This window comes from Nocardioides marmoriginsengisoli, from assembly GCF_003725695.1.
Lineage (GTDB): Bacteria > Actinomycetota > Actinomycetes > Propionibacteriales > Nocardioidaceae > Marmoricola > Marmoricola marmoriginsengisoli.
In genome coordinates this window covers 1122241-1147951 of the sequence record NZ_RJSE01000007.1, presented here as the reverse complement: position 1 = coordinate 1147951, position 25711 = coordinate 1122241, and the positions used below count along the sequence as shown (strand labels likewise).

25 protein-coding genes are annotated in these 25711 nt (G+C 63.6%); 11 read left to right on the top strand and 14 right to left on the bottom strand.

The window, feature by feature from the left end:
- Positions 1-48 precede the first annotated feature (48 nt).
- The gene (locus EFK50_RS14085; RefSeq protein WP_123228150.1) at positions 49-1464 is read right to left on the bottom strand and encodes an aldehyde dehydrogenase family protein; all 1416 of its coding nucleotides are present in this window, start codon (positions 1462-1464) and stop codon (positions 49-51) included.
- 288 nt (positions 1465-1752) lie between these two features.
- Between EFK50_RS14085 and EFK50_RS14080 the strand changes: the two genes are divergently transcribed.
- Positions 1753-2373, top strand: a complete 621-nt coding sequence (locus tag EFK50_RS14080) for a TetR/AcrR family transcriptional regulator (protein WP_148046171.1) — start codon at positions 1753-1755, stop codon at positions 2371-2373.
- A 157-nt stretch (positions 2374-2530) separates the two neighbouring features.
- Here the strand turns inward: EFK50_RS14080 and EFK50_RS14075 are convergent, their stop codons facing one another.
- The 4 genes from EFK50_RS14075 to EFK50_RS14060 form a co-directional block, all read right to left on the bottom strand.
- Entirely contained in the window at positions 2531-2728 is a 198-nt protein-coding gene (locus tag EFK50_RS14075; protein ID WP_123228148.1) for a ferredoxin, read from the bottom strand.
- A 140-nt stretch (positions 2729-2868) separates the two neighbouring features.
- The gene (locus EFK50_RS14070; RefSeq protein ID WP_123228147.1) at positions 2869-4086 is read right to left on the bottom strand and encodes a cytochrome P450; all 1218 of its coding nucleotides are present in this window, start codon (positions 4084-4086) and stop codon (positions 2869-2871) included.
- The gene (locus tag EFK50_RS14065) at positions 4086-4631 is read right to left on the bottom strand and encodes an HtaA domain-containing protein (RefSeq protein WP_123228146.1); all 546 of its coding nucleotides are present in this window, start codon (positions 4629-4631) and stop codon (positions 4086-4088) included. The genes EFK50_RS14070 and EFK50_RS14065 overlap by 1 nt, the downstream gene beginning before the upstream one ends.
- Positions 4618-5172, bottom strand: coding sequence for a hypothetical protein (locus tag EFK50_RS14060; protein WP_123228145.1), 555 nt, complete (start codon positions 5170-5172; stop codon positions 4618-4620). Before EFK50_RS14060 ends, EFK50_RS14065 begins: the two co-directional genes overlap by 14 nt.
- 375 nt (positions 5173-5547) lie before the next feature.
- Here EFK50_RS14060 and EFK50_RS14055 point away from each other — a divergent pair, with 375 nt between their 5' ends.
- Positions 5548-6273, top strand: coding sequence for a TetR/AcrR family transcriptional regulator (locus EFK50_RS14055; RefSeq protein WP_183407825.1), 726 nt, complete (start codon positions 5548-5550; stop codon positions 6271-6273).
- A 148-nt stretch (positions 6274-6421) separates the two neighbouring features.
- Here EFK50_RS14055 and EFK50_RS14050 read toward each other — a convergent pair whose 3' ends face one another.
- On the bottom strand, positions 6422-7621 hold the full coding sequence (locus EFK50_RS14050; RefSeq protein ID WP_123228143.1) for a thiolase family protein: 1200 nt from the start codon (positions 7619-7621) through the stop codon (positions 6422-6424).
- Positions 7622-7708: 87 nt separating this feature from the next.
- On the opposite strand from EFK50_RS14050, the gene EFK50_RS14045 reads away from it, so the two are divergent.
- From EFK50_RS14045 to EFK50_RS14015, 8 genes are all read left to right on the top strand, one after another.
- The gene (locus tag EFK50_RS14045) at positions 7709-8578 is read left to right on the top strand and encodes an SDR family NAD(P)-dependent oxidoreductase (protein ID WP_221177392.1); all 870 of its coding nucleotides are present in this window, start codon (positions 7709-7711) and stop codon (positions 8576-8578) included.
- 445 nt (positions 8579-9023) lie between these two features.
- Entirely contained in the window at positions 9024-9356 is a 333-nt protein-coding gene (locus EFK50_RS14040; protein WP_123228141.1) for a hypothetical protein, read from the top strand.
- A 6-nt stretch (positions 9357-9362) separates the two neighbouring features.
- Positions 9363-10451 carry an alpha/beta fold hydrolase gene (locus EFK50_RS14035; RefSeq protein WP_221177391.1) on the top strand — a complete coding sequence of 363 codons (1089 nt, stop codon included), beginning with the start codon at positions 9363-9365 and terminating at the stop codon, positions 10449-10451.
- Positions 10444-11031 (top strand): GNAT family N-acetyltransferase, encoded by a 588-nt coding sequence (locus EFK50_RS14030; protein WP_123228140.1) that lies wholly within the window; start codon positions 10444-10446, stop codon positions 11029-11031. Before EFK50_RS14035 ends, EFK50_RS14030 begins: the two co-directional genes overlap by 8 nt.
- Entirely contained in the window at positions 11028-11804 is a 777-nt protein-coding gene (locus EFK50_RS22850) for an AMP-binding protein (protein WP_221177390.1), read from the top strand. Before EFK50_RS14030 ends, EFK50_RS22850 begins: the two co-directional genes overlap by 4 nt.
- 16 nt (positions 11805-11820) lie before the next feature.
- Positions 11821-12591, top strand: coding sequence for an AMP-binding protein (locus EFK50_RS22845; protein ID WP_221177389.1), 771 nt, complete (start codon positions 11821-11823; stop codon positions 12589-12591).
- Positions 12588-13625, top strand: a complete 1038-nt coding sequence (locus EFK50_RS14020; RefSeq protein WP_123228139.1) for an alpha/beta fold hydrolase — start codon at positions 12588-12590, stop codon at positions 13623-13625. The genes EFK50_RS22845 and EFK50_RS14020 overlap by 4 nt, the downstream gene beginning before the upstream one ends.
- A 371-nt stretch (positions 13626-13996) precedes the next feature.
- A complete protein-coding gene (locus EFK50_RS14015; RefSeq protein ID WP_123228138.1) occupies positions 13997-15391 on the top strand; it encodes a wax ester/triacylglycerol synthase domain-containing protein in 1395 nt (464 codons plus the stop codon).
- Between the two features lie 931 nt (positions 15392-16322).
- Here the strand turns inward: EFK50_RS14015 and EFK50_RS14005 are convergent.
- The 6 genes from EFK50_RS14005 to EFK50_RS13980 all read right to left on the bottom strand — a co-directional run bounded on the left by EFK50_RS14005 (position 16323) and on the right by EFK50_RS13980 (position 23536).
- Positions 16323-16991, bottom strand: a complete 669-nt coding sequence (locus EFK50_RS14005; protein WP_123228137.1) for an MEDS domain-containing protein — start codon at positions 16989-16991, stop codon at positions 16323-16325.
- Between the two features lie 88 nt (positions 16992-17079).
- Positions 17080-18120 carry a hypothetical protein gene (locus EFK50_RS14000; RefSeq protein WP_123228136.1) on the bottom strand — a complete coding sequence of 347 codons (1041 nt, stop codon included), beginning with the start codon at positions 18118-18120 and terminating at the stop codon, positions 17080-17082.
- A 12-nt stretch (positions 18121-18132) separates the two neighbouring features.
- A complete protein-coding gene (locus EFK50_RS13995; protein ID WP_183407824.1) occupies positions 18133-19176 on the bottom strand; it encodes an alpha-ketoacid dehydrogenase subunit beta in 1044 nt (347 codons plus the stop codon).
- Positions 19143-20159 carry a thiamine pyrophosphate-dependent dehydrogenase E1 component subunit alpha gene (locus EFK50_RS13990; RefSeq protein ID WP_221177388.1) on the bottom strand — a complete coding sequence of 339 codons (1017 nt, stop codon included), beginning with the start codon at positions 20157-20159 and terminating at the stop codon, positions 19143-19145. The genes EFK50_RS13995 and EFK50_RS13990 overlap by 34 nt, the downstream gene beginning before the upstream one ends.
- A gap of 124 nt (positions 20160-20283) precedes the next feature.
- Entirely contained in the window at positions 20284-21936 is a 1653-nt protein-coding gene (locus EFK50_RS13985) for a PucR family transcriptional regulator (protein WP_183407823.1), read from the bottom strand.
- Positions 21937-22108: 172 nt separating this feature from the next.
- Positions 22109-23536, bottom strand: a complete 1428-nt coding sequence (locus tag EFK50_RS13980) for an aldehyde dehydrogenase family protein (protein ID WP_123228134.1) — start codon at positions 23534-23536, stop codon at positions 22109-22111.
- Between the two features lie 551 nt (positions 23537-24087).
- Between EFK50_RS13980 and EFK50_RS22695 the strand changes: the two genes are divergently transcribed.
- Positions 24088-24270 (top strand): alpha-hydroxy-acid oxidizing protein, encoded by a 183-nt coding sequence (locus EFK50_RS22695; protein ID WP_246004156.1) that lies wholly within the window; start codon positions 24088-24090, stop codon positions 24268-24270.
- 339 nt (positions 24271-24609) lie between these two features.
- Here EFK50_RS22695 and EFK50_RS13970 read toward each other — a convergent pair whose 3' ends face one another.
- Complete coding sequence (locus EFK50_RS13970) at positions 24610-24960, bottom strand: hypothetical protein (RefSeq protein ID WP_148046170.1); 351 nt, start codon at positions 24958-24960, stop codon at positions 24610-24612.
- Positions 24953-25429 carry a hypothetical protein gene (locus tag EFK50_RS21895; protein WP_148046169.1) on the bottom strand — a complete coding sequence of 159 codons (477 nt, stop codon included), beginning with the start codon at positions 25427-25429 and terminating at the stop codon, positions 24953-24955. Before EFK50_RS21895 ends, EFK50_RS13970 begins: the two co-directional genes overlap by 8 nt.
- Positions 25430-25711 lie beyond the last annotated feature (282 nt).

The window sequence follows — 25711 nt, the reverse complement described above, 5'->3', positions numbered from 1 at the left end:
CCTTCCGTAGTGCTTGTTATTGGTCTTGTGCCCGAGAGGGCAAGCAACTTAGGCCTCGGTCGGCGGAGCCGCGTAGCTACGGAGCATTTGCTCCTTCTCCGTGGTGTAAGGAGGCTCTGAGAACCGCATGAGGTTCTGGCCAGCGCCCTTGACGAGCACCGATCGATCGTGGCTGAACGTACGCATCGTGACCTCGCCGTGATAGGCGCCGTTGCCGCTTTCGCCGACACCGCCGAAGGGCAGATCGTGGACGCCGATTTGGATCATCACCGAGTTGATGGCGACGCCCCCTGAGGAAGTTCGGGCTAGAAACGCATTCGTGACTGCCTCATCTCCGCTGAAGACGTACATGGCTAGGGGTTTGTCTCCTGCGTTGATGTAGTCGATGGCGGCATCCGCGGTCGGCACGGACATGACGGGCAGGATGGGCCCGAAGATCTCTTGAGCCATCACCGGGTCCGACGGCTTCACGTCCGTCAACACGGTGGGCGCTAGGTACCGGTCTTCCGGGTCCACGTCACCGCCGATCGCGATGATGGCGCCGTCCAGGAGCCCCACCAGGCGATCTAGGTGCCGTCGGTTCACTACTCGTCCGAGGTCCGCGCTCTCACGCGGGTTTATCCCGTAGAGCGCGGAGATTTCGCGCTGGAGGGCATTCACAAGCGAAGGGACCACGGCGGCCGGAGCCATCACGTAGTCCGGAGCGACGCACGTCTGGCCGGCGTTCGCGAACTTGCCCCAAGCCAGCCAGTGAGCGGCTTCGTCGATGTCGGCCGAGGAGTCGATCCACACAGGCGACTTCCCGCCGAGTTCGAGTGTTGTCGGCGAAAGGTGCTTGGCGGCGGCCGCGGCGACGATACGACCGACGGCGCCGTTGCCCGTGTAGAAGATGTGGTCCCAGGGGAGAGCAAGCAGCTCGGTGGTTTCCTCGACTCCGCCCTCCACCACGAGCACGCCGCTGCCGTCCAGATATTGGGGAATGAGTCGAGCCATCAGCTCCGAGGTAGCTGGCGCGAGCTCGCTTGGCTTCAGGACGACCGTGTTGCCCGCAGCGATCGCGCCGACGCACGGCATCAGGAGCAGGTGCACGGGATAGTTCCACGGCGAGATGATCAATACCGTGCCGAGGGGCTCGCGCTGGATAAAGCCTTGGGCGGGCTGCAGCGCGTCACCCACCTCGATCGTGCGCGGTCGCGCCCACTGCTCAAGGTTGCGCATCGCCAGTTCAATCTCGGCGCGGACTGTGCCGATCTCGGCCAAGTGCGTCTCCAGCGGATGCTTGCCAAGGTCGATTCCAATGGCGACTTCGATGTCGGAACCGTTCTCGACCAGGAGCATGTCGAGGGCCGCAAGCTGCTGACGCCGCCACGCAAGCGGGCGTGTACGGCCAGACCCATAGCTGGCGCGCAGGGCATCCACCTGGCTGGTGATCGCGCGGGCGTCTGGGGTGATCGTGCTAGTCATCGTGATCGCGCTTCCTCATCACTTATGCGTCTCAAAACAGGACAGCGGTCGGTATTCAGGTGACCAACAACACAGTACGGTGTACTGTTTTGTCAAGCCTCGCGGTTGGCGGCCTATACCTGTTCAGTGGGAACGGCAAGCTGCAACTTGCCAGTCGTAGGCCGGCGACTCGGCCATGGCTGTTCTTGGGTGAGGGCTCGCCGCGTCCACCGCTACGCATGCGGCCACGAGGGAACGAAAACCAGGTACCGTACAGTGTTCGGTTTTGGACCGCGAAAGGCGGATGCCGTGCCAAAGAGCAAGTATGCGAAGGGTGCTGTCAAGCGAGAGGAAATTCTCGATGCGACGCTGAAGATGATTGCGCAGCACGGCTATAACGCGGTCACCATCCGGACTGTGGCCGAGCAAGCGGGCCTCAGTAAGACGGGCGTGGTGCATCACTTCGCTAGCAAGCAGGAGTTGCTCACCGAAGCTCTGGCTCGCCGCGATGAGTGGGGCGCTGACGAGACCGGCCTCGACGAACCCGCAACCTTCTTCGACCGGCTTCGCGAGTCGCTTGTTGGCGACGTAGCCGCCAGAGGTTTGATCGAGCTATACGTGCGACTCCTGGCCGAGTCCGCCCAACCGGGCACCGCGGCACACGACTTCTTCACGCTCCGGTACAAAGGAGCCGATGAGCGAGGTGTAGCGATCTGGCGGCAGCTTCAGGACGCCGGCCGCTGTCCACAAGGCATCGACGCGCATTTGCTCTCGGTCATTCTCATGTCACTCCTCGACGGCCTCCAGATGCGCCTCCTTTACGATCCCTCCATCGACATCACCTCAGTGATCGACGCTCTCCAAATACTGGTGGAAGGGGCAGCCGAAGCCGAGTTCGTCCGCGATGTATCGCCCGCGTCACGCGCATAAGCCAGCGGCTCGCTGCGTGGGCCAACACCCTTTGGTAGGCGGCGCGATTGCTGTCGTCGGACAGCGACAGCCAAGTGGGAGCCCGCCCCTACTTGGGGTGTCTCCTTCAAGCGCCTTCGCTCTTGGCGTCCGCCCATGCCGCCACGGAAACTAATGATTAGTCCAGAATGGTGATCACGTTCGAGGGACATACCGCGGCAGCCCTGCGCGCCGCAGCTTGAAGCGACTCGCTCTCTGGTCGGTCGTCGAGGACGACAACTACGCCATCCTCATCACGCTGGTCGAACAATTCAATGCTCGCAAACACGCAGTTGCCAGCGGAAATACAGCGTGTCTCGTCCACCTCAATCTTCATGGGTCATCACAGCCCTCTGCTTTTTGTAGAAATCGGGTTGGAGCCGGCGGCCACGGCGTCAGTGGCCAAATCGGGGTGCGTTTCGCGGAGCCAGCGGCGCGGCGCCAACGGGCAACTCGCCCATTTCGCTGCCGCCTTGGTCAGACACGTTCCCAGTTGATCCACAAGTCCTTGGGCCCCTTAATGCGCCGGCGCGCGCGCCAACCTTCGTGGGGCTCGACGTTGTCGAACTTCTTGTAGCGCTTGAACAGCTCTTCGAGGGCAACTCGGATTTCCATCCGTGCGAGCTGGGCACCTACGCAGGCGTGAGATCCGTAGCCGAATGCCATGTGGGAAGCCGGGTTTTCGCGATCCATGTCGAACTCGTTGGGGTTCGGGTAGACACGTTCGTCCTGGTGCGACGAGACGATGTTGCCACCGACCGCCTCGCCCTTCTTGATGCTCACGCCGCCGAAGTCCTCGATGTCGTCCACCGCAATGCGACCACGAGCCATGCCAAAGCCGACGGTGACGAGTCGGAAGAACTCCTCCAGAGCTCGCGGCAGCGACTCCGGCTCGCCTCGCAAACGGTCGTAGAGCTCAGGCTCATGCGAAAGCCACTCAAGAATTCCGTTCAGCATGGTGCCTGTCGCATCGTGCCCGGCGGCCAGGAGCACATTGCCGAAACTGGCAAGCTCTTCGTCATCCCAAAGCTGGGCCTCGGTGTCGTTGATGAGCGCGGTGAACAGGTCATCTCCGGGGTTGACCTTCTTCCACTCGTACATCTCGCGAAAGTAGTCGGTGATCAAGTTGTTGGCGGCGATCATCTCGTCCATGTCCATCGCGCGAGAATCCACCAGGAAGTACGACGCCTCAAGCACCTCCTTGTTCTCAATGTTCGGGGAGCCGAGAAGAGCACACAGGACGCGCACCGGGAGCAGGCGGCCCAATACGTCGGCGATGTTGCCGCGTTCTCCCATCGCCTCAAACTCGTCTAGGGCTTCACACACCATCTCGCGAGTGCGGTCCTCAAGGGCAAGGACCTTCTTCATTGTCAGGTGCTTCATGACGACGGCCCGCTTCTTCTGATGCGTCTCTCCGTCGTACTGAAGGAAGGAGGGGCGGGCCGCCTTCTCGATTTGCCGGACCCTCGGATAGTCATCCATCGAGACCATCGGTTCGATGCCAAAGCGAGTGTCGTTGTAGAACTCGCGAGTCAGGTCGTAGCGCAGGGTCATCCAGCCCTCGCCGCCGAACGGGAACTCGATGCGGACGACTTCGGCACCCGTTTCGCGTAGTTCTGCGTAGTCCGCCTTAATGTCTTCGGCAACCAGTTCATTCTGTGCAGCCTGCATCTTGTATGGGGTGTTCACGGTCATCACGACCTCTCTTGGGTAGAAGTGGGAAAAGGTGCTGGGAGACCACGCGACGCAACCGCCGCGATGTCGTTGAAGAACTCCTGAGGCAGTGCAGCCACGATGGGGTCGAGCTCGGTCCCGTTGGGATAGTTGCCACCGAAGATCGTTGGTCCATGCCCCGACAGCACCACCTCGAGTCCCAACGAGTTGGCACCGGGATTGAGAGCAGTGATCTTTCCCCGAGCGATCTCAAGCCGGAGGTTGGCACCGGCATTCACCGAGAGTGCCCACTCATCCCCGCTGCGCTGCAGGCATGGGTCGACCAACAGAACGTTGAGGAACCCCCCGTGTCCGCTGAACAGGAGCGTGCCCCCAAACTCCAGCTTCTCGACGGGCGAGCCCTTCACTGCGGTGAGGGGAAACCCGTATCGCCCTGCACCTGCGAGCCATACGCCATCCGAGATTTCGCTGGTTCCGTCAGGCAGCCCAGCAACATAGTGTCGGAAGGTTTCCTTGATGCCCCAAGTGAGTGAACCCTCCTGCGTGGGATCGTCAGTCCGATTCACGTTGGAAGGCCTTGTCGATCAGTAGCTTGCCCGACGGCGTGAGCACGTGGCCGCACAGCGTGTTCCCGTCATCCGAGAGCCGACTCTGCATGACGTACTGCGGCGTCCCGTCGATGTTCTTGCTGATCCTGATCTGCGTCCACGGGTCGACGTAGAGTACCTTGACCCAGGCGATGGGCTTGCCGACAATCGTGCCGGCTTTGAGGAGCTTCTCCGCGCCGGGCTGCAGGCGCTGGTCGTTCTCGTCGCCATCGATCGAGACGACCGTGTACGGAACCCAGGTTTTGTCGTTGAACTTGGCCTCGTAGCCCATGTGAGTTGTCAGGTCAGGTGCGATCTGGACATGCATCTTGTAGTGGATGACGTCGCCAACCATTCGGCGCTCGATCCACTGGTCAGTCAAAGTGTCCTGAACCATCGCGCCAGACTGCTCATCCAAGATCGTGGAATCCGCTTTGGTCAGTCGCCACACGCCATCGAACCGTGTCGGATCAAAGTCGATGTCACCCTGGAGAGCGGTTGCATCCTGGTTCAGAATCATGTTCTAAACAATAGCCAACACTCACCCGATCGTCAATCGAATCGAGAGTGGACATGGAACTTCGCCCGCTCCACCTAGATGGCAGCCTGACTCCTACTCACCTCGCGCTTTCATCTGGGAGGGGCTGAGTCCGGCGTGTAAAGGGCTTCGCACAGGACTAGATCGTCGCCGCACCAGCCAACGGCCTCACGCGCCATCCAAGGAGCCTGACCTAGCCGGACGAAACACTGTGGCTAGGGGCTCGTGGCGCCCCAGGAATAGGAACATGGTATCAACCGCTATTCTAATTGGGACTGGTGCCGGGATTTTGCCACGGCCGCTGGTGCCCCGAACGGGGGCTTCACGGTGGTGTACTTACGAGGGAGCAAGCGTGTGTTGAGCAACGATGACGGGACGCGGAACTTGGCCAGGGCGCACGGGTCGGCGGCGAACTCGCTGGAAGCCAGCGACGAGCTGCGGGCGTTCGTCGAATCGGTGGGTTCGCCCACGGACAATCTGCACCCCTACTGGGTCGCCCCCAGGAAGAGCCAACAGAACCGCTACGAGCGCGTTCTTCTCGCGACTATCTCGCTCGCGCGTGGGGGCGGATACGAGGCCGTCCAAATGCGTGACGTCGCCGACCGCTCGGGTGTCGCGTTGGGGACCGTCTACACATATTTCCAGTCTCGCGACAACCTCGCCCATCGCGGTGCGATCATCTGGGCAGCGCTGATGCTCAGCCGCGCCGAGGATGCCGCCGTCAACTCGACTGCAGCGCTTGGCACAACAGAGCACATACTCGAGCGCTTCCGCGTTCAAGCCAGCCTTTGGTTGGACGAGACCAACATGCTCGACCTCTGGGTGCGGTCGACCATGACCGACGATCCAGCCGTGGTCAGCGCGCAACGACACATCTCCTGGCCGTACTGGATCCGTACCGATGAGGCATCGCAGACAATCCCAGATCTCGCCGACATCATCAGACTCATCGGCGAGGTCTTCTATGCCGGCGCCGTCCGATGGGCCTTCGGCCAGGCAGACCTCCCCCAGGTCATCGACGACTCGATCGACCTTGGGCGGCGCCTGCTCACGAACGTCGGGTCCCCCGCTTCCGCAAGTTGACGGCCGCTCACTGCCGACGACACCGGACCTGATCCTCGCTCGGTGCCACGGGCACGTCGGCTCCGAGCCTTCTGGATCTCGGGTCCGGTGGAGTGAGCCGAGCCAATCAATTCGTTCTTCGTGTGTGGTCCTGCGCCAGTCCGTTACTTCAATCCTTGACGCGCTCAACGATGAGGGCATTTGCCAGGCCGCCGGCCTCGCAGATGGTCTGCAGGCCATAGCGAAGGTCGTTCTGTTCCAGGTGGTTGAGCATGGTGGCGAGGACCCGCAGGCCCGAAGCTCCGAGCGGGTGGCCGAGGGCGATCGCGCCCCCGCGTGGGTTCAGCCGGTCCACGTCAACGCCCATCTCCCGACTCCACATCAGCGGCACGGACGCGAACGCCTCGTTGACTTCGAAAGCGTCGATCTCGTCGGTGGTCAACCCGGCCCTGGCCAACACCCTCCGAGTCGCATCGACCGGTGCGGTGAGCATCAGAAATGGGTCTCCCCCGGCGACCGCCATGTGACGAACTATGGCGCGGGGTCGGAGACCCAGCCGCGCGGCGACGTCCTCCCCCATCATGAGCGCGGCGGAAGCGCCATCCGTCAGTGGCGAGGAGTTGCCCGGCGTGACCTTCCAATCGAGGTCGGGGAATCTTGATTCCATTTCCTCATTCTGAAATGACGGGTGCAGAGCGGCCAAGGTCTCAACGGTAGTTGAGGCCCGCAGGGTTTCGTCGGTCGTCACGTCGACTTCGAGGCCAGTCACAGTCGCCACAGCAACTGGAATGGTCTCGGCGTCGAAACCACCGCCCGCAGCGCTTAGCGCGGCGAGCCGGTGGGATCGCGCTGCGTACTCGTCGAGGTCGGTGCGCGATAGCTTCCAGCGCTCCGCGACCAGTTCGGCCGCGACACCCTGATTGACGAAGCCATCGGGGAACCGCGCGCGTACTCGAGGACCCCACGTGTCTGCACCGAGCACATTGGAACCCATCGGCACGCGGCTCATCGACTCAACTCCGCAGGCAATCACCACGTCCTGGGTGCCTGACATGATCGCCTGCGCCGCGAAATGGAGAGCTTGCTGGCTCGACCCACACTGGCGGTCAACTGTTGTTGCGGGGACACCTTCCGGCCACCCCGCTGCCAGCACCCCAGCACGTCCAATGTTGAGTGACTGCTCGCCCGCTTGGACCACGCAGCCAGCGATCACGTCGTCAATCTTGGCTGGGTCGAGTGCGTTGCGCTTGGTTACCGCATCTAGAACGAGCGCGAGGAGGTCGACTGCGTGGACGCCGCTCAGCGCCCCCCCTGGCTTGCCTCTACCGCTAGGGGTCCGAACAACATCAACGATGACTGCGTTGCGCACGTGCGCTCCTGGAACTCGGTGAACCACAACGAGGCCTTGTCCAACCGGCGGACTGCCGGCTTCCCTTCGCCACTAACGATCGCTATCATGGCCCCCAAAACCATCATAATGCAACCATGTTTCGAACCAGGTTTTAACGACCTCAGGTTCTCGACGCCATCGGTGCGCCCACAGAAAGAGGTCATTCGCATGGACCCTCTCGATCGTTTCCGGCTCGACGGCAGAGTCGTTGTTGTTACGGGCGCGAGCTCGGGGCTCGGCGTCGGGTTCGCGAAAGCCTTGGCCCGAGTCGGCGCTGATCTCGTGCTTGCTGCACGTCGCGAGCAACAACTGATTGCCGTTGCAGAAGAGCTGCGTGGGCGCGGTGCTCGAGTTATCACCCATCGCACGGACGTCGCCGTGGAGGAGGACTGCGCCTCCCTGGCGCAAGCCGCCGCCGATGCCTTCGGGCCCATAGACGTGCTGATCAACAACGCCGGCGTCGGACAAGCGGGAGGAGCGCTACGAGAGGACCCGCAGGTCTTCCGGACAACCGTCGACATCAACCTGACGGGAACCTATCTGGTGTCGCGAGCCTGCGTCCCCCACATGCCCTCTGGATCGGCGATCGTCAACATCGCAAGCGTACTCGGGGTCGCCGCCTCACGATTCCCGCAAGCCGGCTACTGCGCCAGCAAGGCTGGAGTTGTCGGCCTGACCCGCGATCTCGCTCAGCAGTGGTCCGCAAGACGAGGCATCCGCGTCAACGCCCTCTGCCCTGGCTACTTCGAGAGCGAGATCACGGCTGGTGACGGCGCAGAAGCACTGCGGGCGATGGTGGCAGCCGAGTCAATTCTGGGCCGCTTCGGCCATCAGCAGGAGCTGGACTCGGCCCTGCTGTTTCTCGCTAGCCCTGCCTCGTCATATATGACCGGAGCATCGCTGGTCGTCGATGGCGGGTTGACTTCCACCTTCTGATCCACGGGTGACCCGCGGCAGCTCGTAGCCCCTCCCAACCCAACCGGTCGACCTACCTCAAATCCGCACGGACCGTGTGCACCGCACCGACCCGTTGCAGAGGAGTGAGCGCTCATAGCCGCACGAAGACCTTGTCGATCTCCGCAGTGCCTGGCGTCTGCGGACAGGACGTCCTACTCAAGTCCTCGGAGACGGCGCATCACGTACTGAGCGGTTCCGTCCGGGTTGCGAGTGGAACCGATACTGCGTCCGCCGATCAACGTAGACCTGCTGGAGGAATGCGATCTGCTCTTGTGTTGGAGCTGACGCAGGCCATCACCTGGGCCAGCGTTAGATCCATGTTTCATTTTTAGTTTGAAACATGAGACTATTCTGGGGAATCGATGCGAAGAGGCCAGTGCTTGCTACACGCCCTGACCTGCGCCGAACGTTCATGGACAGTTGTGTGGCCACCGTGCCGAGGAAGTTGGTGAAGCCTGTGCCGGACAACAAGACCTCCCTTGTGACAGCGGGACTCGGGGCAGTCGACACCGTGTTGGGCTCGTCCCGGGACTCGGTTGTGCGCAGCGAGGAGTTCGCGGTCGCGGTGGCCCTGGCCTCTCGAGTCCGTACTGGCGTCGCCGCAAGAGCGCAGCATCTTTCACGCAAGCTGTGGCACACGCTGAACCTGCCTGCAGCCACGGATGTGAACAGGCTGCTCACGCAGATCGGCGCGGTCGAGCGGCAAGTTCGAGAGCTCAGCAACGCGCTCTCTGACGCGCAGACCCGCGAGGGGTGAAGTCCGATGCCCCCGGCCGCACCTTCGGAGTTTCTGGAGCGGGTCAACCGTGAGCTGAGCCGCTCTGCCGTCCGAGCACAGTACGGGCTCAAGCACCTGAGCGGTCTTCCGATGGGCAAGGTCGGAGTGACACCGAAGACTGCGGTGTGGCAGCGGGACAGAGTGACGTTGTATCGCTATGCCGACGCGGGCATCAGGCACGGAACTCCCATCCTGCTCGTCATGAGTTTGGTTACCCGGCCTTACGTGTTCGACCTCCGCCCAGGCGGAAGTCTTGTCGAGGATCTGCTCGCGCGCGGTTTCGATGTGTTCTTGCTGGACTGGGGCGTCCCAGATGTGTCGGATTCCCAGAACTCGCTCGAGACGTATTGCGACGAGTACATCCCCCATGCGGCAGCGGCCGTTCGGCGTATCGCTGGAGCCGACCAACTGACCCTGTTCGGCTACTGCCTCGGCGCCGTGCTCTGCCTGATCGCGGCTGCGGGCAACCCGCAAATGTCGGTGCGAAACCTGGTCGGGCTAGCGACACCAATCGACTTCGAGAGGTTCGGTCCTATCGCGAATCTGCTGCGCGAAGGGCGCATGGATCCTGACCAGATGCTCGACGAGACCGGCAACGTCCCCCCTTCAGTGATGCTCAACGCAATCAGGATGCTGCAGCCGTCAACACCGATCGCCTCGCGCGCCGGACTATGGCGGGGGCTTGAGAACGCTGAGGCGCTCTCTGCCAGACAGGCAATTATCGGCTGGTCAACCGACCACATCCCCCTTCCTGGCAAGCTCTTCCAGCAGATCGTCGACCTCTTCATCCGGGGCGGAGCACTCATCACGGGACGCGTTCCGCTGGGCAGCCGCATGGTCGAACTCTCCATGCTCGAATGCCGCGTGCTGAGCGTGGTGGGCGAGCGCGACCAACTTGTGCCCCCCGAGTGCACAGAGCCACTGGCTGATGCCCTCGGATCCGTTCAGCTCGACAGCCTGAGCCTGCGTGCCGGACACGCCGGGCTGTTTGTCGGCTCCCAAGCCCGAAAAACACTGCGCTCCGGCCATCGTCGACTGGCTTGTGACGACTTCGTGAGAGGTAGCAATGACTGATCAGACAAAGACGCGGCGACTGCGCATCGGGCTTAAGACGACGAGTGATGCGGCGGCACTCTCGGGGCTCCTCAGGCGTATCCCCCACGGTGAATACACCTTCCTCAAGGCCGGGATCGTTGAAGCCGATTGGGGCGCGCTCCTGGGCGACCCTGGTGGCACTCAACTGCTGATTGCTCGGTCAGCCGGCGAGCCAGTGGGGGTTCTCGCTCTCGTGCCCGGTGCGGGTTGGTCGGACCACGTCGCGGAACTACGACTAGTGGTCGATCCCGCCGAGCGCGGGCAAGGCGTCGGACGTGCGCTCGCCGAAGCCGGCGTTCGACTCGCAGTCGAGCGCCGGCTTTTGAAGATCACCGTCGAGGTACTGGTCGAGCAGACGAACGTGGTCGATCTCTTCAGAGAGTTGGGTTTCGTCGCGGAAGGCCTACTCACTGACCAGGTGCGCGACGACGCGGGGCAACCACACGACCTGTTGGTGCTCGGTCATCCAGTCGTGGAGACCGCCCGCGCTGCTCGAGACCATCGGAGCAGCAGAGTGATCTGGACCCCAACTACCTGTCGACTAAAGGAACGCACATGAGCTTGGCCGACAAAGTTCGCAGCTCAGCTATCGTCGCTCGAGCGAACACGACCCTACCCGAGCGACCCGATCGGCTGCCTCGAGCGATGCTGGCTGCCCTTCCCTACGGACGAGGCACCCTAGGTGCCGTCGCTGCGTCGTGCCACCGTTACCCGGAGGCAACTGCCGTTGTCGGCGCGGACGAGAGCCTCACCTACCGCGAACTTTGGAGAACCTCTAAAGCGCTAGCTAATGGTCTCGCCGACGTCGGAGTAGGGCCTGACAGCACCGTGGGGATTCTGAGTCGAAACTCCCCGTTCTTTGTACAGACAGTCGTCGCAGGACTCATGCTCGGGGCCGACCTGGTCTTCTTGAACACCGGATTCGGGCAGGGTCAGCTAGCGGAGGTTGCCGTCGCAGAACAACTCAGCTGCATCGTGCACGACGACGAGGCGACTGGCCTTGTTCGTGCAGGTCCGGTGACGTTGAACTTCAGCCGCTCGGAAGTCTTAGACCTGATCGCGAAGGACAAGTCGAGCATTCTTGACCGTCCGAGCAAATCGAGTCGTCTGGTGGTTCTCACCTCGGGCACGACAGGCCGCCCCCAGGGTGCGGCCCGGTCGTCACGATCCGGCCCAGACGGGATCGCCGCCTTGTTGGGACGGGTACCGATGCGCCTACGCGACACTATCGTGATTCCTGCGCCCTTCTTTCATGCCTGGGGTCTGGCCAATCTTTTGATCGGCCTGGGGTTGAGTGCCACCGTGGTGAGCGATCCGAAGTTCGACCCCTGAGTCAACTTTGCGTTTGGTGGCGGATCACCATGCGGACGGCCTGATCGCCGTGCCGTCGATGCTGCAGGCGGTCTGCTCGCTCGAACCTGACGTTCTCGCAAGCATCGAGACAGCGTCCCTGCGATATTTGGCCCTGAGCGGCTCAGCGTTGCCGAGTCGTCTCGCCATCGAGGTCTTGGATCGCTTCGGTCCGGTCCTCTACAACGTGTATGGCTCGACCGAGGTCGCAACAGCCACGATCGCCGGCCCGCATGCCCTTCGCCGTACGCCCACAACCTCCGGCCGGCCCGCTCCGGGCGTACGTGTCGAAATCCTCGACCAGGACAGACATCGAGCGCCTGTCGACGAGTCCGGCTGGGTCTTCGTGGGAAACCGTGCGCGCTTCGAGGGGTACACCAATGGTGGTGGCAAAGAAGTCGCCAGCGGCCTCGTATCCACCGGTGACCTCGGTCATTTCGACCGTCGCCGGCAGCTCTTCTTGGTCGGACGCGAGGACGACATGATCGTCTCAGGTGGAGAGAACGTCTACCCCTCAGAAGTGGAAGAAGTCCTCAATCGTCATGAGGCTGTCCTCGAAGCAGTGGTTGTGCCCACCGACGATGAGCGCTTCGGGAGCGCGCTCAAGGCCTTCATCGTGGCTCGTCCCGGACAGGCAGTAGCGCCTGAGGCCCTCAAGGAATACCTCGCGGAGCAGTTGGCGATCTTCAAAGTCCCGCGGGTCTTCGAGTACGTGGACGAGCTTCCCCGCAACGCCACAGGCAAGGTTCTCCGGAGGACACTCAAATGAGAATTCAGGTACCGCTCATCGCCGCAGATGCGCTCGACCGCGTCGCGATCGCCACCACGACAAGCTCTGTCGCCGCTGAATACGCCCGGCTCGGGATCATGCTGGAGGCGACCAACCGGCGCACACTCGCGTTGCCGACAACGTGCCTTTCCCATCTCGCGCGGCGCCCGACCAAGCTCGAGACGAAGCGACTCGGTGAGCGAAAGCTCGCTTCTTCATACGAAGGCGGCGTCGTCGTCCCCGACCGAGCCCTTGAGAGCCGCGGGGGGTGGGTGCACTGGCGGGAAGGTGGCCATGGGGAACCCCTTCTCCTGCTGAACGGCTGGACGGCCAGTGGGCTCGCATGGCCGGCAGACTGGATTCGCGGCCTCGAGAAGAGCTTTCGGGTGATTCGCATAGACAATCGGGGGGCCGGCTGGTCCCGCTTGGCGCCCGCTCCGTTCACGATGGCGCAACTCGCAGACGACGCCCACGGGGTGCTACAGGAGTGCGGGGTCAAACGAGCCACCGTCATGGGACTATCAATGGGCGGCATGATCGCTCAAGAACTAGCACTGCGTCACCCCGACGCAGTCGGCCGACTCTTCCTGGTCGGCACCCGGCCTCCGACGCCGGCGCACATCAGCTCGGACTTACCGGTCCTTCTTAAGGCATTGCGGCCCCCAGAGCGTGGGCAGCCGCTGGACGAGTACTTCACCAGGATGTGGGCGGGTTTCGCGGCTCCCGGGTTCGCCGCGGCGAACCCGGAGGTGATGAGCGAACTGGTCAAGTCGATCCTCGATCGAACGACACCACGAGCGGGAGTCCTTGCTCAGTCGCGGGCAATCTTCGCGTGGCACAACGCAGGACGCCTGGCGACCATTCAGCACCCAACGGTTGTCGTGCACGGCAGCCGCGACCCGCTCATTCCCGTTGGTAACGGCATGCGGCTGTCACGCCTCATCAAAAACGCTTCCTATGTCGAGGTGCCCGGCGCAGGGCACCTCCTTCCTTACGAGGCACCTGACCTCGTAGCGGACCTCCTCCAGTCATGAACCAACGAGAGCGACGAGAAGGAGTGTGCGTGTCGAGTCATGGCAGGATCCACCAAGTCCAGATCTCGACGGTGACTAAGGTCTGGACCGTGTGCTGTCTGAGTAGCGAGGATCGCTGAGGTGACAAAAGGAGTCTCATCGATCCAGCTCAGGAACAGGATGCGGAGAGGCGTTCGACTGCGTTCGTTCTACGGGGACCGAGATGAGACCGTGCTCCGCGCCTCCACGCAGGTGCGCAACTGGGTGGAAGTCCAGCAGCAGTTCCAGAGCCGCGTCCTGGACATAGCCGCTCGTCGGCCGACCCCCTATGTGGTTGTGAGCATGGCAGAGGCTAGGCGCCCTGCGCGGTCAAAAGGACTCCGGAGGAAGGCATGACCATGTTCAATCGCCTCTCGCTCCCGGACGACTTGGCCGCGCTCGATGAACTGCTTCTCAAAGGCGATGCCTGGCCCACTGCGCGCCCCGTCATGACCCTGGCACTCGTGCTAGAGGGTCTACCAGCAGACGGCTCACTGGAGGCCGTCTTCAGCCGAGCCGTCGGCAGTGTGCCACGCATGCACCAACGAGTCGCCCGCTCCGTGTGGACGGCCGGACGTGCGTCATGGGTCGATGACAAAGCTTTCAATCTGTCATACCACCTACGCCGTATCGGTGCGCCCGGAGACGGCAGCCTGGAAGCCGCTCTCAGTTGGGCGAGTGACAGCGCAACGGCTCCGTTCGACCCCGCTCGCCCACTGTGGGACGCCGTCCTTGTCGAACGACTAACCGGCGGACGCGCACTACTTATTATCCGCGCACATCACGCGATCGCCGACGGTGTTCGTGCCATCGCCATGATGGCGGCTCTGCTCGGTCTCGAGCCCACGCGTCACCAGGAACCCGCAAAGTTGGAGGAGGCTGTCGCTCTGACACAACTCTCCCCCGACGCCGCACAGGTAGTCCGTGCATTCGGTCGCCTGTGGGTGACCAATCCGCTAAGGGCTGCGTCCTTCACGCGCGCGATTTCGGGCGCCAGCCTTCACCCTCGTCGAGCTTTGACGAACACATCGTCATATGTGCGCTCGGCACTTCGAACCGTTGATCGCGGCACCGCGGTACCCTTGCCCTTGCTGGCCGGACGAAGCAACTCTCGGCGCTTCGTCACACTCGAGGTACAGCTCGACGCCATGAAGACCACCGCCAAAGCCAATTCTGCTAAGGTCAACGACGTCTTCCTAGCCGGTCTCTTGGGTGGTTTGCGCAAGTACCAAGAGGCATTCGAGCTTGCCGCCGCCGACATTGCCCTCAGTCTGCCGATCGACGTTGCGGGAGCAAACGAGCACGTCGCCGGCAACCACATCAGCGCAGCGATCATCCCGGGTCCTGCTTCGATCGAAGACCCGTTCGAGCGACTGCGCTCAGTCCACGAGTTGGTTGCGTCGCGGCGAGCCGAACCCGGCCTGAGCGCCTTGGATCACCTCGCTCCGACACTTCGTCAAGTGCCAGCCCGCGTCGCCATCGCGGCCATGGGCGCGCATGCGCGCCGCGTGGATCTTCAAGCCAGCAACTTGGTTGGTCCGCCTTGCCCGCTCTACTTGGCCGGCCAGAAGGTCGAGCGAATGTATGCCTTCGGACCGCTACCGGGCGTCCCAGCGATGGCAGTCCTTGTCTCATACGACGGTGTGTGCACGATCGGTCTCACCCTCGACCCTGCTGCCGTGACCGATACCGCGCTGTTCGTTGACTGTGTCCAGGCGGCCTTTGACGAGCTCCTCATGGAGAGCTGAATTGCGGAGCATGCCTAACCGCACGATCAAATTCAAGAACATGTCTAGAGGCGGGAACGTGGGCCCTGCCACCGAGGCCTGCCCGTTCGGTTGCCTCGCACGCTGAGCACGCCGGACGCTGTCGCGCATGTTCACTCCTCGACGTGGGCCGGTGCCCATCCTTCGAAGGGCAACTGTGCGGGTCCGACCCACGCTGGAGATCGGCTCGGTAGGACGAACCCGGGCCCGAACTTCGATCACCGAGGACGTCATCGACACCCGGCTCCCGGTCCGACGCTGGAGCCCAGAGCCCAGCGGACTCAGGACCATAAGGAGGGCGGCCGGGTGAAGTCAGCCCAGGAGATCAGCCGGCTCCGCTCCTTATTGGCGCGATACGCGCGGGACGGGGTGCAAGCCGTGCACGTCGTCGCCCACCGGCGCGGATCCGCGGTCAGGGCGGTGGCCAGGACTCTCGAAGACCGAGTGCGGGCTTCACGTGCCGTGACGGCTCACGATCGCTTCGACGCGAGGGACCACCGCCCCGACCCGCGGCTTGCCCTGCCGCGCGGGCGTCGCGGCTCCAAGCCGGGCGCTCCTGGACAGCTGCTCTCTCCGGTCGGCGTGCTCAGCCACGCGGTGCGGCGCACTGCTGCCCGGAACGTCGCGGGTCGCCACGATCGCCGCAGGAGAACGACCACCACGCGTTTTTCAAGGGCGATCACAGTCGGGCAATCGGGTCTCCCGCACCCCTTCCGCCGCTGAACTCCCCGAATGCTCAACGCTCCATCACGCTTTCAGGATCTGGAAGGACTGGAAGGACTGGTCGCCGCTGAAATTCTGGATTGACAGCGGTCGAGCCCACGCTCTCGGTGCCGAGCTTACGAGGATCGAGCGCTGCTGATGTTGCCATGGTGAGCCGGGTGTCGGACGGCTAGGTACGCGGTTGGCGAGGCTACGCACCTGCGGTGGCCTTAGCATCGGCCATTTCGGGGGCTGCCGCCGTTTGGCTTGGCCGGCTGCCAATGCGCTCGTCGGCGTCGATGTAGTAAGGGTTATCGATCACCATCCCCCCGAGCAGCACCTTCGGGTGTGTCTTCAACACATCTAGCACCACCTCCCCCGAGCATCGGTTGAGGTCGTAAAGGCACAGATTGACCTGCGGGAAGTCGCGCATGATCCGATTAATTTCGGCCTCGTAGCTGATCAGCGACTCGAAACGGACCGACTCACGGTGCGCCCAGCTCATGTCGCCCAGGTTGCGAACTGGAGTTTCCGGGACGACATCGCCCCACAAAGCACGGCCCTTAGACTCCCAGAACTGCAGCATCTCCTCGGCCAAGAACGTCCCGCGACGTAGGTACGTATCCTCGGCCGTGAGCACCTCCAATCGGTGTGCGTCAAGATGCGGGGCGAGGTCAATATCCTGGGCCAGCCGGTCAAGGACCTGTGTCGGGGTACAGCTGTCTACTACACACGTGCACGAGGCACCGTCCGCCAGACCCTCCTCTATGAAGGGGATCACAATCGCGTCGCGTTCGTGGTCATTGCGGTAGAAGCCGCATAGATGGTCCCCCGCCGCCAGGCCCGACCCGGCAGGAAGGAAGTCGTCGGTGTTGGTCATCCCATCTCCATTCTGAGCCGGGCCGCGGCGGGGGCACCTGATTTCCGCTGTACGTGCCCATTGTTCTGCGTGCGACTACGGCATCACTTTAGAGCTCGCTCCGGACCATCTCGACCGCCGCTGCCATATTGCGTAGCTTCGCATAGGCCGTGGTGCGCGAGAAGTAGCCGAGCCCACAGTCGGGGGACACCAGGAGCCTGTCGGCCGGCACATATTCAAGCCGCTTCCGGATCCGCTCTGCGATGGTCTCAGGTGTCTCGACGATAGTGTTCTTGGCGCTGACGACCCCCAGACCCAGCACCTTGTCGGTTGGGAAGTCACGGTAAGCCTCCAGCTCGCCAAACTCGGCGCTGCAGCTCTCGAGGTGGATCACGTCCACTGGGGAAGCCTTGAACAGCGGCATCATGTCGCGGGTCTTCGCCTCGAAGACGTCCCGCTGACCGTCCACGCTCCCATAGCAGACGTGCCAGAACTTCATGACGTCCACGCCGTCGAACATCAACTCTTGCACCTCGATCTGCCACGATTCCTGCGTGTACGGCGCGAGTACGTCGATCAGTTGCACCGCCTCCAAACCCATACCCTTCAAGTACTTCAACTCGTGGTTCATCGCAATCGCGAGGTCGCGCGCGACATCAACCGGATCGGAGTAGAACTGGTTGTCCACGATGATGCTCTGTTGCGCGGGACCGAGGAATGCGACCTTGAACGGCCTGTCGGTCGCAAGTTGCATAGCGTTGACTACCGGCTCAAAGATGGGGCGCTTCCACTCGATCTTCTCCGCGACCACCGCCTTGTAGAAGGGCGCGTACTTCGCCCCGTCACCGGGAGGACCGTAGGGCCGGAACCCCCCGAGGTTCTCGGGGACGAAATGGAAGATCGGCTCCAACTGGAAGCCCGGAGCCTCCCACTCGTAGTACTGCGCGCCATCGCACAGGATGTCAAGTCCTGCTTGTTCCTGCTCATGGGCGCAGATCTTCGTCGCGTCCTCGTACGTAACTCGCGCGTTGAGGCTCCGGTAAACGGGCTCATTCAGCGAACCCAGCACTCGGCCCTGCAGCCAGTGCGGCCGCGGAAACCCCGAGACCGCCGAAGTCGGCAACAAGACTTCCTTGTCTCTGATCTTCATACTCGATCCTCCCTAGTTGATTGCTGCGGGCTGCGGGACCGCAGTCGCGGTGGGTGCCGAGATACCCAGTACCTGCTGGACAGCTCGGACGACCCGATCTGGGGTTACCGCGACCTCCGCCTCGAGCACGCTGGCCACCGGATACGGAATGTTTCCGCCGGAGACTCGGACCGGTGGTCCGGCGAGCTCGCCGAAGGCTTCCTCGACGACGATCGAGCTCAAGGAGGCACCCCAGCCCAGCTGGCCGGGGTTTTCCTCCGCGATCACGAGACGGTGAGTGCGGGCGACCGACTCCAGGACGGCCTGTGCATCCAACGGGACAAGGGTCCGGAGGTCGATCACCTCGGCTGAGATGCCTTGGGCGTCAAGCCGCTCAGCGGCCTCCTCACACGTCCGCACCGTGATCGAGAGACCGACCAGCGTCACGTCCCGCCCGGGGCGCACGGTCCGCGCGCGGCCCAACGGGATGACCAGATCACCGTCGGGCACCTCCTCGACAGCCCCGTAGAGCGCCTTGTGCTCGAAGACCAGCACCGGGTCTGGGTCCTGGATCGCGGCCGCCAAGAGGCCCTTCATTTCTGCCGGCGTGGCGGGCGAAACTATCTTGAGACCAGGCACCGTCATCACCCAGTTCTCGCAGGCTTGGCCGTGCTGGCTCCCGAATCCCAGGCTGCCGAAACCGTTCGCTCCGCGCAGCACGAGGGGAATGGTGACCTGCCCCCCCGTCATGTATCGGGTCTTGGCGATCTCGTTGACCACCTGATCCCAGCAGGTGGCGTAGAAGTCGGAGAACATGATCTCTGCAATGGGTCGCAGCCCGGCGATGGCGGCACCCATAGCCGCCCCGGCGATGGCCTGCTCGCAGATCGGCGTGTCCCAAACTCGCCGCGAGCCGAACTCGTCAAGCAACCCGGCCGTTGTCTTGAAGACACCGCCGATAGCAACGTCCTCGCCCAGCACGATGACGCGCTCGTCTCGCCGCATCTCCTGCGCCAACGCGTCGCGCACGGCGTTGCGAAAACTCAGTTGCGCCACGATGAACTCCCGTCGCTCCATAGGTCCGTCCAGGCTCCCGACGCGTCCGGAGGCGGGGCCTTGAGTACAACCTCGGTCAGCGCGTTCAACTCGTCCCGCGCATCGGTCCACATCTGGTCCGCGGCTGAGTCGTCGAGGAGTTCCGCCGCGATCAGTTGCTCCCGGTAGACCAGGAGCGGGTCGCGGGCGCGCCACCGCTCGACCTCTTCGGCGGGGCGGTACTTCCCGGCGTCGGCCGCAGAATGTCCCTTCAGGCGGTAGGTGTCGGCCTCTACGAGGGCAGGCCCCCGGCCACAACGCGCATCCTCGATCGCTGCCCCGATGACGCGACGCACCTCGGTAAGGTCGTTCCCGTCGACCACGATCGAGGTCATCCCGTATGCGGCTGCCTTGTCCGCCGCGGGGCGTGCGGTTGGGATCATCGCCGAGATCGGGGTGTACTCCATGTACTGGTTGTTCTCGCAGACGAATACGACAGGGAGCTTCCACACAGCTGCCAAGGTCACAGCCTCGTGGAAGGCCCCGATGTTGACCGTCCCGTCGCCGAAAAAGCAGACGGTAACCGCATCGTTCCTCTGGATCTGGTCCGCCCAGGCCAATCCGTTAGCGATAGTCAGGTGAGCACCGACGATGGCGTAAGAGCCGTAGTAGCCATGCTCGACGCTAGTGATATGCATCGAGCCTCCCTTGCCGGCGCAGATGCCGCCCTCACGGCCGAGCAGTTCGCGCAGCATCGACTCTGGCGAGGCACCCCGGGCGAGGGCGTGGGCATGACCCCGGTAGGTCCCGATCGAACGGTCACCGGGTCGCAGAAGAGACCCAACGCCGACGGCGATCGCCTCCTGGCCCAAGCCCAGGTGTGCCGGACCACGCACCCGTCCCTGGCGGTACAGGGTGTCGACCTTCTCCAGGAACCGGCGGGTGAACACCAGCCTCTGGAAGAGTTCGACGTTGAGGCCCTCCCCCTCCACGAACCTTCTCGTTGCCACGGTTTCCTGAGTCACTCGGCCCGTCCTAGTCTCGGCGTTTGTCCTGCCTGCGTGAACGTAGTAACGCTCGGAGCCGAGTCGCACCGTCCTGCGGGGGCGAAAGTCAGTGGCACGTCCGCCCTGCTGGGCGCAGGCCAAGTCAGTGGTGAACAGCCTGCAGGACCAGCGAAGCGCGCGTTGCGAGTTGTAGGTTGAAGTTGGTTTCGGGGTCGTTCAGGTCGAGCCCGGTCAGTTCCCGAATCCGCTGCAACCTGTACTTGAGGGTGCTGCGATGCACTGTCAGCGCCGCCGCCGTCTCGGTGTAGTGGCCGCCTTCGGCAAGATAGACGGTGAGCGTGTGCAGCAGATCGGCGTCCTTGCCCGCGTCATAGTCGATCAGCGCCCCGAGCCAAGTGCGGACGAAGGCGTCCACGTGCCCCAATTCGGGAAGTGCGGCGAACATGCGGAAGACCCCGAGGTCGTCGTACTCGGTAGCGCGCGGCGCACCTCCCGAGACCTGATGCAGGCGCAGGGCCAGTTGCGCCTCGCGCAAGGACTCTGGCATCTCGGAAGGGCGCCTGCGGGCACTGCCGGAGCTCAGGTTGCATTGGCCAGCGCCTCGCTCTCGGACGATGACCTCGCGCAGCGGCTCCCAGCCGCCCGAAGCGCTGGTGACGATCACAACCGAACCGGTCAAAGTGCCGAGCAAGCCGGTGATCCCGAGCTCGCGCATCGCCCGACGCACGGCGTGCAGTACGTCGTCTTCGCTCCCCGCCGAGCCGGGACAGTCAACCAGCAGCACACGGTGCGCGGTCCCAAGGTCGTAGCCGAGCGCGTCTGCGCGGGCATAGGCGCTCTCGTCATCGATCCCCGCAAGCAGATCGTGCAGCAGATCGCGACGCAGCCGGATCTCGGCGTCCGCAAGGCCTCGCACCCGCGCGAGCTCAACGGCGAGCGCCGTGGCGCTGAGCTCGAGCGCCATGATGTCCGCCGCGTCACATGAGTCGTCTGGGTCGACGATTGCAACCAGTCCGACGACGCCTGGTCGCGGAGAGGCCAACGCAACGGCTCGTCCTCCGTGACGGAGAGATCTCGGCTGGGACCCCAACTTGCGCACCAAAGCCTCCTGCTCTCGCGCTGGCAACTTCGGGTACGGCGTAGGTTCCTCCGGCCCGGCCCAGGCGCGCAGGTTTCCATAGCGGTCCTCGATCACGACGGGTCGCCCGGACAATTCGTGCAGGATCTGGGCGATGCCGCTCGACCCCTCGCCCGACGCGACAGCTGCCGTCATCCGGCCGTGAATCTCGGCGCCGCGCCGCAAATCCGCCACGGTCCGCTCCAAAGCCGCGTTGGCGGACTCGAGCTCGACGGTCTGCCGGCGTTCGAGCGCCCGAAGCCGGGCGTTCGACACGGCCACGGCGGTCTGTTGGGCGACCACCTTGATCAGGAACCCATCCTCCTGACTCGGCGGGTGGTCAGCGGAGGCAATGAGGTGCCCGAACATCCCGCCCGGGGTCCGCATGGGAGAGGCGTATGTCCAAGGAGCCACAGGCCACGACAGTCGACCCCCGGTTTCTCCAAGCCGGGAGAGGGCCACCGCGAGGTCGTCGGGGATCCGTTGCCGATGCACAGCCCCGCGGGCGGCAGTCCAGAGCGTGCCCTCCTCGACGAAGGCGAACGCCTGCACCCGCCACGATCCCAACGACGCGGCGGACGACGCCGCCAGGTTGAGGATCTGGTCCTCGTCGGGGCTCTCCGTCATCAGGATGGACAACACCAGCAGCCCACGCATGTTCGTCAGCTGCTCGCGCATCGCGACTGGAGACGGGTTAGCTACGCTGCCGCCACTGTCGGCTTCTTGACCCGTCTTACCGATCGCGTCTGTTCGGTCCATTGCAGACTTAGGCTAGCGATCCTGCGGTGCGCAAACCAGTCATGGCAGGACTAAAGAAGGGTTGTTCTATGTCCTCCATGGACGAACAGGATTATTGTCCGTTCCGCTCCCAGTGAGCTGCAAACAGGTCCTGTTCGTCGATCACGCGAGGCGGAATTGGGCGGGAGACCCAGGTCAGGTTGACGAAGTGACGCGCATTCACGTTTTCGGTGGTAACGTTCCCGCCCCAGGTTCCACAGCTCAGGCTCAGCGTGAACGGCAGCCCGTTGCGCGGACTGCCCGCGCCTTCGTTGAGGCTCTGGTTCACCATCACGCGCGCCGTTTGGGTGCCTACTGCGAGCGCCTCGACGTGCTCGTCGCGGGACGTGTGGATGCCGCAGGTGTGTCCAAGGCCCTGGTAGGTCGTGATCGCGTTGACCAGCGCGACCGCCTGATCGATGCCGCCGGTGTAGCTGTACGCCGCGAGGACGACGGAGAGTTTCTCCCCGGAGAACGGGTGCTCCGGGCCCGTGCCGTCCTCCTCGACCACTAGAAACGCAGTCTCCGGAGGCACCTCGAAGCCGGCGAGCGCAGCGATCGTCGCCGCCGGCTTGGCGATCACCTCGAGTGCGGGGATCTCTCCCCCGTCAGGCCACATCACATGCTGCAGAGCAGCTTTCTCGTCAGGGCTGCAGACGTGGCCGTGTCGAGCCTGGAGGCGGTCGATGAGTGCGTGGTACACCGTGCTCTCAATCACGAGCGAGTTGTCGGCCAAGCAACTTGTCGCCAGGTCGAAGGTCTTCGCGGTCACAATCATCTCCGCGGCATCGTCGAGATCTGCGGTTTGGTCGACGACGTGTACCGAGTTTCCGACGCCGACCCCGTACGCCGGGGTGCCGGAGCTGTAGGCAGCCTTGACCATGCCTGCACCGCCCGTGGCGACGATGAGGTCGGCCTGCTGCATGAGAGCAGTCGTCTTGCCCATCGAGGGAGCGGGCAAGCTCTGCACCAGATCCTCGGGTGCGCCAACCTGGGCGCAGGCGGCCCGCATTAGCTCGACAGCTAACTCGCTGGTCTTGCGGGTCCGGGGATGTGGAGCCACGACGATCGCGTTGCGGCCCTTCAGTGCCATCATCGCCTTCATCGGGGGCGTCGCATCCGGACCTGTGGTGGGAATCAGCGCCGCCACCACACCTACGGGTTTTGCAATCTTGACCAAGCCCCGTTCCGGGAGCTCCTCGACCACGCCGACGGTCCGCGTGTCGCGCATGTCGGCCAGCAGCCCGGTGACGCGCCGCTGGATCTTCATCAGTTTGTCCTCATACGTTCCGAAGCCGCCCTCGTCCACAGCCAGGCGGGCCAGCGCCTGCGCGTGGTCCGGGCGCACGACGGCCCAGGCAACCGCCGTCACGAGGCCGTCAACCCGATCCTGGTCCCAGCCCGCGATCAGCTCGGCGGCGGCACGAGCGGCGGTAACGACGCGCTCGACCTCGTCCGCGTCGTCCTGTACGGATGGCCTAGTGGCGATGGTGGTGGTCATGGCGCCATCGTGCACTCCCGGGCGCACACACCGAACCGGCCCGTTGGGACGAAGCATCATCAGCGCACGCACCCCGGAGGACATGTCGCACGGCCCGCTTGTCAGCGCGATACAGAAGTGGAGATCTCCGGGGAAGCGAGGGGACAGGACCCCTTCGACTGGACGGTCCAGGCTGCGCGCCGGCGGCGGATCTTCGACGAGAGCTCGAGGTTCACACAGCTGACGACGACGCGGCCGGTGACCCGCCCTGCCCACCCGGACAGCCTTGTCCGGCGATCGTTCAGACTCCGCCGACACGGACGATCAACCTCCCGGCTTCACCCCGCGTGAACCCGAGCGATCGGTTGAGTCGGCCTGGGGCGCGGTGTCGGGATTACTCCCGGTCCGTTTCCCCAGGCCGCTCGCCCAACCGGTTATGTGGATGTCCACATAACCGGTTCTATGTCCAGTCGCTGGTTATGTTGCGGACCCTGCCGATGCGTCGAGCTTCGCCTTGTGTTGAGCGGGATCGCCTGGACCGCTCTCCGGTTCCGCTCGAGATTCTTCCAGAGGTGCGCAGTGAGGTAGGGGATCGAGCCCAAGTGTTCGTGGACGGCGGCATCATGTCCGGTGCGGACGTCGTTGCCGCGCTCGCGCTTGGCGCCGATGCGGTTCTCATCGGGAGGGCTTACCTCTACGGCCTCATGGCCGCAGGTGAGACCGGCGTCCGGCGAGTCAACGACCTCCCTCGCTGAAGAGATGGCACGGACCCTGCGCCTCCTCGGTGTCAGGTCCGTGAAGGAGCTGACGCCGGACCTGGTTCGACTTCGCCCGGTCTGACGAGCATTCCAAGAGGTCGAGCGGGCCACGCAGGATGCTGCGACTCCGTCGCCCGATACACACGCGTACGGTCACGTCGTCTCAACGGATCATCCCTTGGGTGCAGTACGCCGAGAGATGGAGGGCCTCTGGTTCCCGATGAGACTCGACCAGTGTCCAATCAGTGACCACTCCTAGGGAAGTTGAGAACTCTGTCGTGGGTGCTTCCCTTAGACAGGCCGAATTTCTTGGCAGGAAGACCGAGAGTGTCGGTGTTACGGTCGTAGCGGAGCACGACGGGATGGTGGGGCCTCGTAGTAGTCGGGCACTTGGGCTCGCGCCAGAGAGAAGAATCCATCATGCCCAGTGACGCTGTCGTTCATCGAGACGGTCGCCGGCATGTGGGCGAACAGGGCGTCCGCGAAGTCGCAGATCGTTTGATTGCTGCGGTGGCAATGATTCTGGATCGGCAGTTCGCAAACATCGCCCTTGTCCTTGATCCACCCCACGAGTCCCTCGCCCTTCAAGGCCTTGTTCTTGATGCTCTGGTTGGTTGAGAACGTCTGCTGGCGGGGGTCGCCCACGGCCGTCACACGGACATCGGACCTGAACAGCAGCTCAAGCAACTCCAAGTCGTAGCCATTCAGGTCCTGTAGCTCGTCTTGAAGACGTCTTGGAACATGGCCCCCAGACGTGCCGTGACCGTGCCACTTCGAGGTTCGAGTTCGCAGGCAAGGTCAGCTGCGCCGTCTCGATACACCGCGCGGTTCGAGTCGAGGAAGTAGCGCTGGACATCGCGCTTGGGCGTGAACCTGCTGCGCTGGCCCAGGAAATTGAAGGCTCCAACGACGTTCGGCTCTCCGAGGCGATGCTCCCGGCGGTACCGAGGATCCGGTAGACCGCGACGGGGAAGGTGGCCACGGTCACTGCGAAGAGCTCGTTGTCGACCACCCGGCGGGGGTCCGAGCGCCACCAGCGCAGGCTGGCCGCCTCGAGCTCCTCGTCGCTGTGCTCGACGTTGAAGCCCATCCAGTTGCGGGGGTCGTCGGGGTACTTGTCGCGGTCGGCCGGTGCGCGGGCATCGGTGCGCAGCACCGTCAGTTCTCCGTCGAGGACCTGCAGGCGTTCCTGTCCGGTCAGCTTGTCTCCCTTTGATGGGCGGCCTCGCAGCGGGTCGCCCTGTGAGCATGGTCTTTGATGGTCGGCCCCACATCTTGATGGTGGCGGCGTTCGGGGCTGAGGTCGTCTTTGCGTTCGCTGCGGTACTCATACTGAGGAATGCTGCGGTACGCGAGGGTCTACTGCGCGGAAAGGTGCCGCCGGCGGCTCGTCACCAGACGCCGTGACCGGGCGCCCGGTATCGACAGCCATCGCTCA

Coding starts and splice junctions, on each gene's coding strand:
- EFK50_RS14075 (WP_123228148.1), bottom strand. CDS start 2,728: ATGAAGATTGAGGTGGACGAGACACGCTGTATTTCCGCTGGCAACTGC.
- EFK50_RS22850 (WP_221177390.1), top strand. CDS start 11,028: ATGAGCTTGGCCGACAAAGTTCGCAGCTCAGCTATCGTCGCTCGAGCG.
- EFK50_RS14070 (WP_123228147.1), bottom strand. CDS start 4,086: ATGACCGTGAACACCCCATACAAGATGCAGGCTGCACAGAATGAACTG.
- EFK50_RS14060 (WP_123228145.1), bottom strand. CDS start 5,172: ATGATTCTGAACCAGGATGCAACCGCTCTCCAGGGTGACATCGACTTT.
- EFK50_RS14085 (WP_123228150.1), bottom strand. CDS start 1,464: ATGACTAGCACGATCACCCCAGACGCCCGCGCGATCACCAGCCAGGTG.
- EFK50_RS14005 (WP_123228137.1), bottom strand. CDS start 16,991: ATGACCAACACCGACGACTTCCTTCCTGCCGGGTCGGGCCTGGCGGCG.
- EFK50_RS14030 (WP_123228140.1), top strand. CDS start 10,444: ATGACTGATCAGACAAAGACGCGGCGACTGCGCATCGGGCTTAAGACG.
- EFK50_RS14015 (WP_123228138.1), top strand. CDS start 13,997: ATGACCATGTTCAATCGCCTCTCGCTCCCGGACGACTTGGCCGCGCTC.
- EFK50_RS14045 (WP_221177392.1), top strand. CDS start 7,709: ATGGCCCCCAAAACCATCATAATGCAACCATGTTTCGAACCAGGTTTT.
- EFK50_RS13980 (WP_123228134.1), bottom strand. CDS start 23,536: ATGACCACCACCATCGCCACTAGGCCATCCGTACAGGACGACGCGGAC.
- EFK50_RS13985 (WP_183407823.1), bottom strand. CDS start 21,936: ATGCGCGAGCAGCTGACGAACATGCGTGGGCTGCTGGTGTTGTCCATC.
- EFK50_RS13995 (WP_183407824.1), bottom strand. CDS start 19,176: ATGGAGCGACGGGAGTTCATCGTGGCGCAACTGAGTTTTCGCAACGCC.
- EFK50_RS14020 (WP_123228139.1), top strand. CDS start 12,588: ATGAGAATTCAGGTACCGCTCATCGCCGCAGATGCGCTCGACCGCGTC.
- EFK50_RS14035 (WP_221177391.1), top strand. CDS start 9,363: ATGCCCCCGGCCGCACCTTCGGAGTTTCTGGAGCGGGTCAACCGTGAG.
- EFK50_RS14000 (WP_123228136.1), bottom strand. CDS start 18,120: ATGAAGATCAGAGACAAGGAAGTCTTGTTGCCGACTTCGGCGGTCTCG.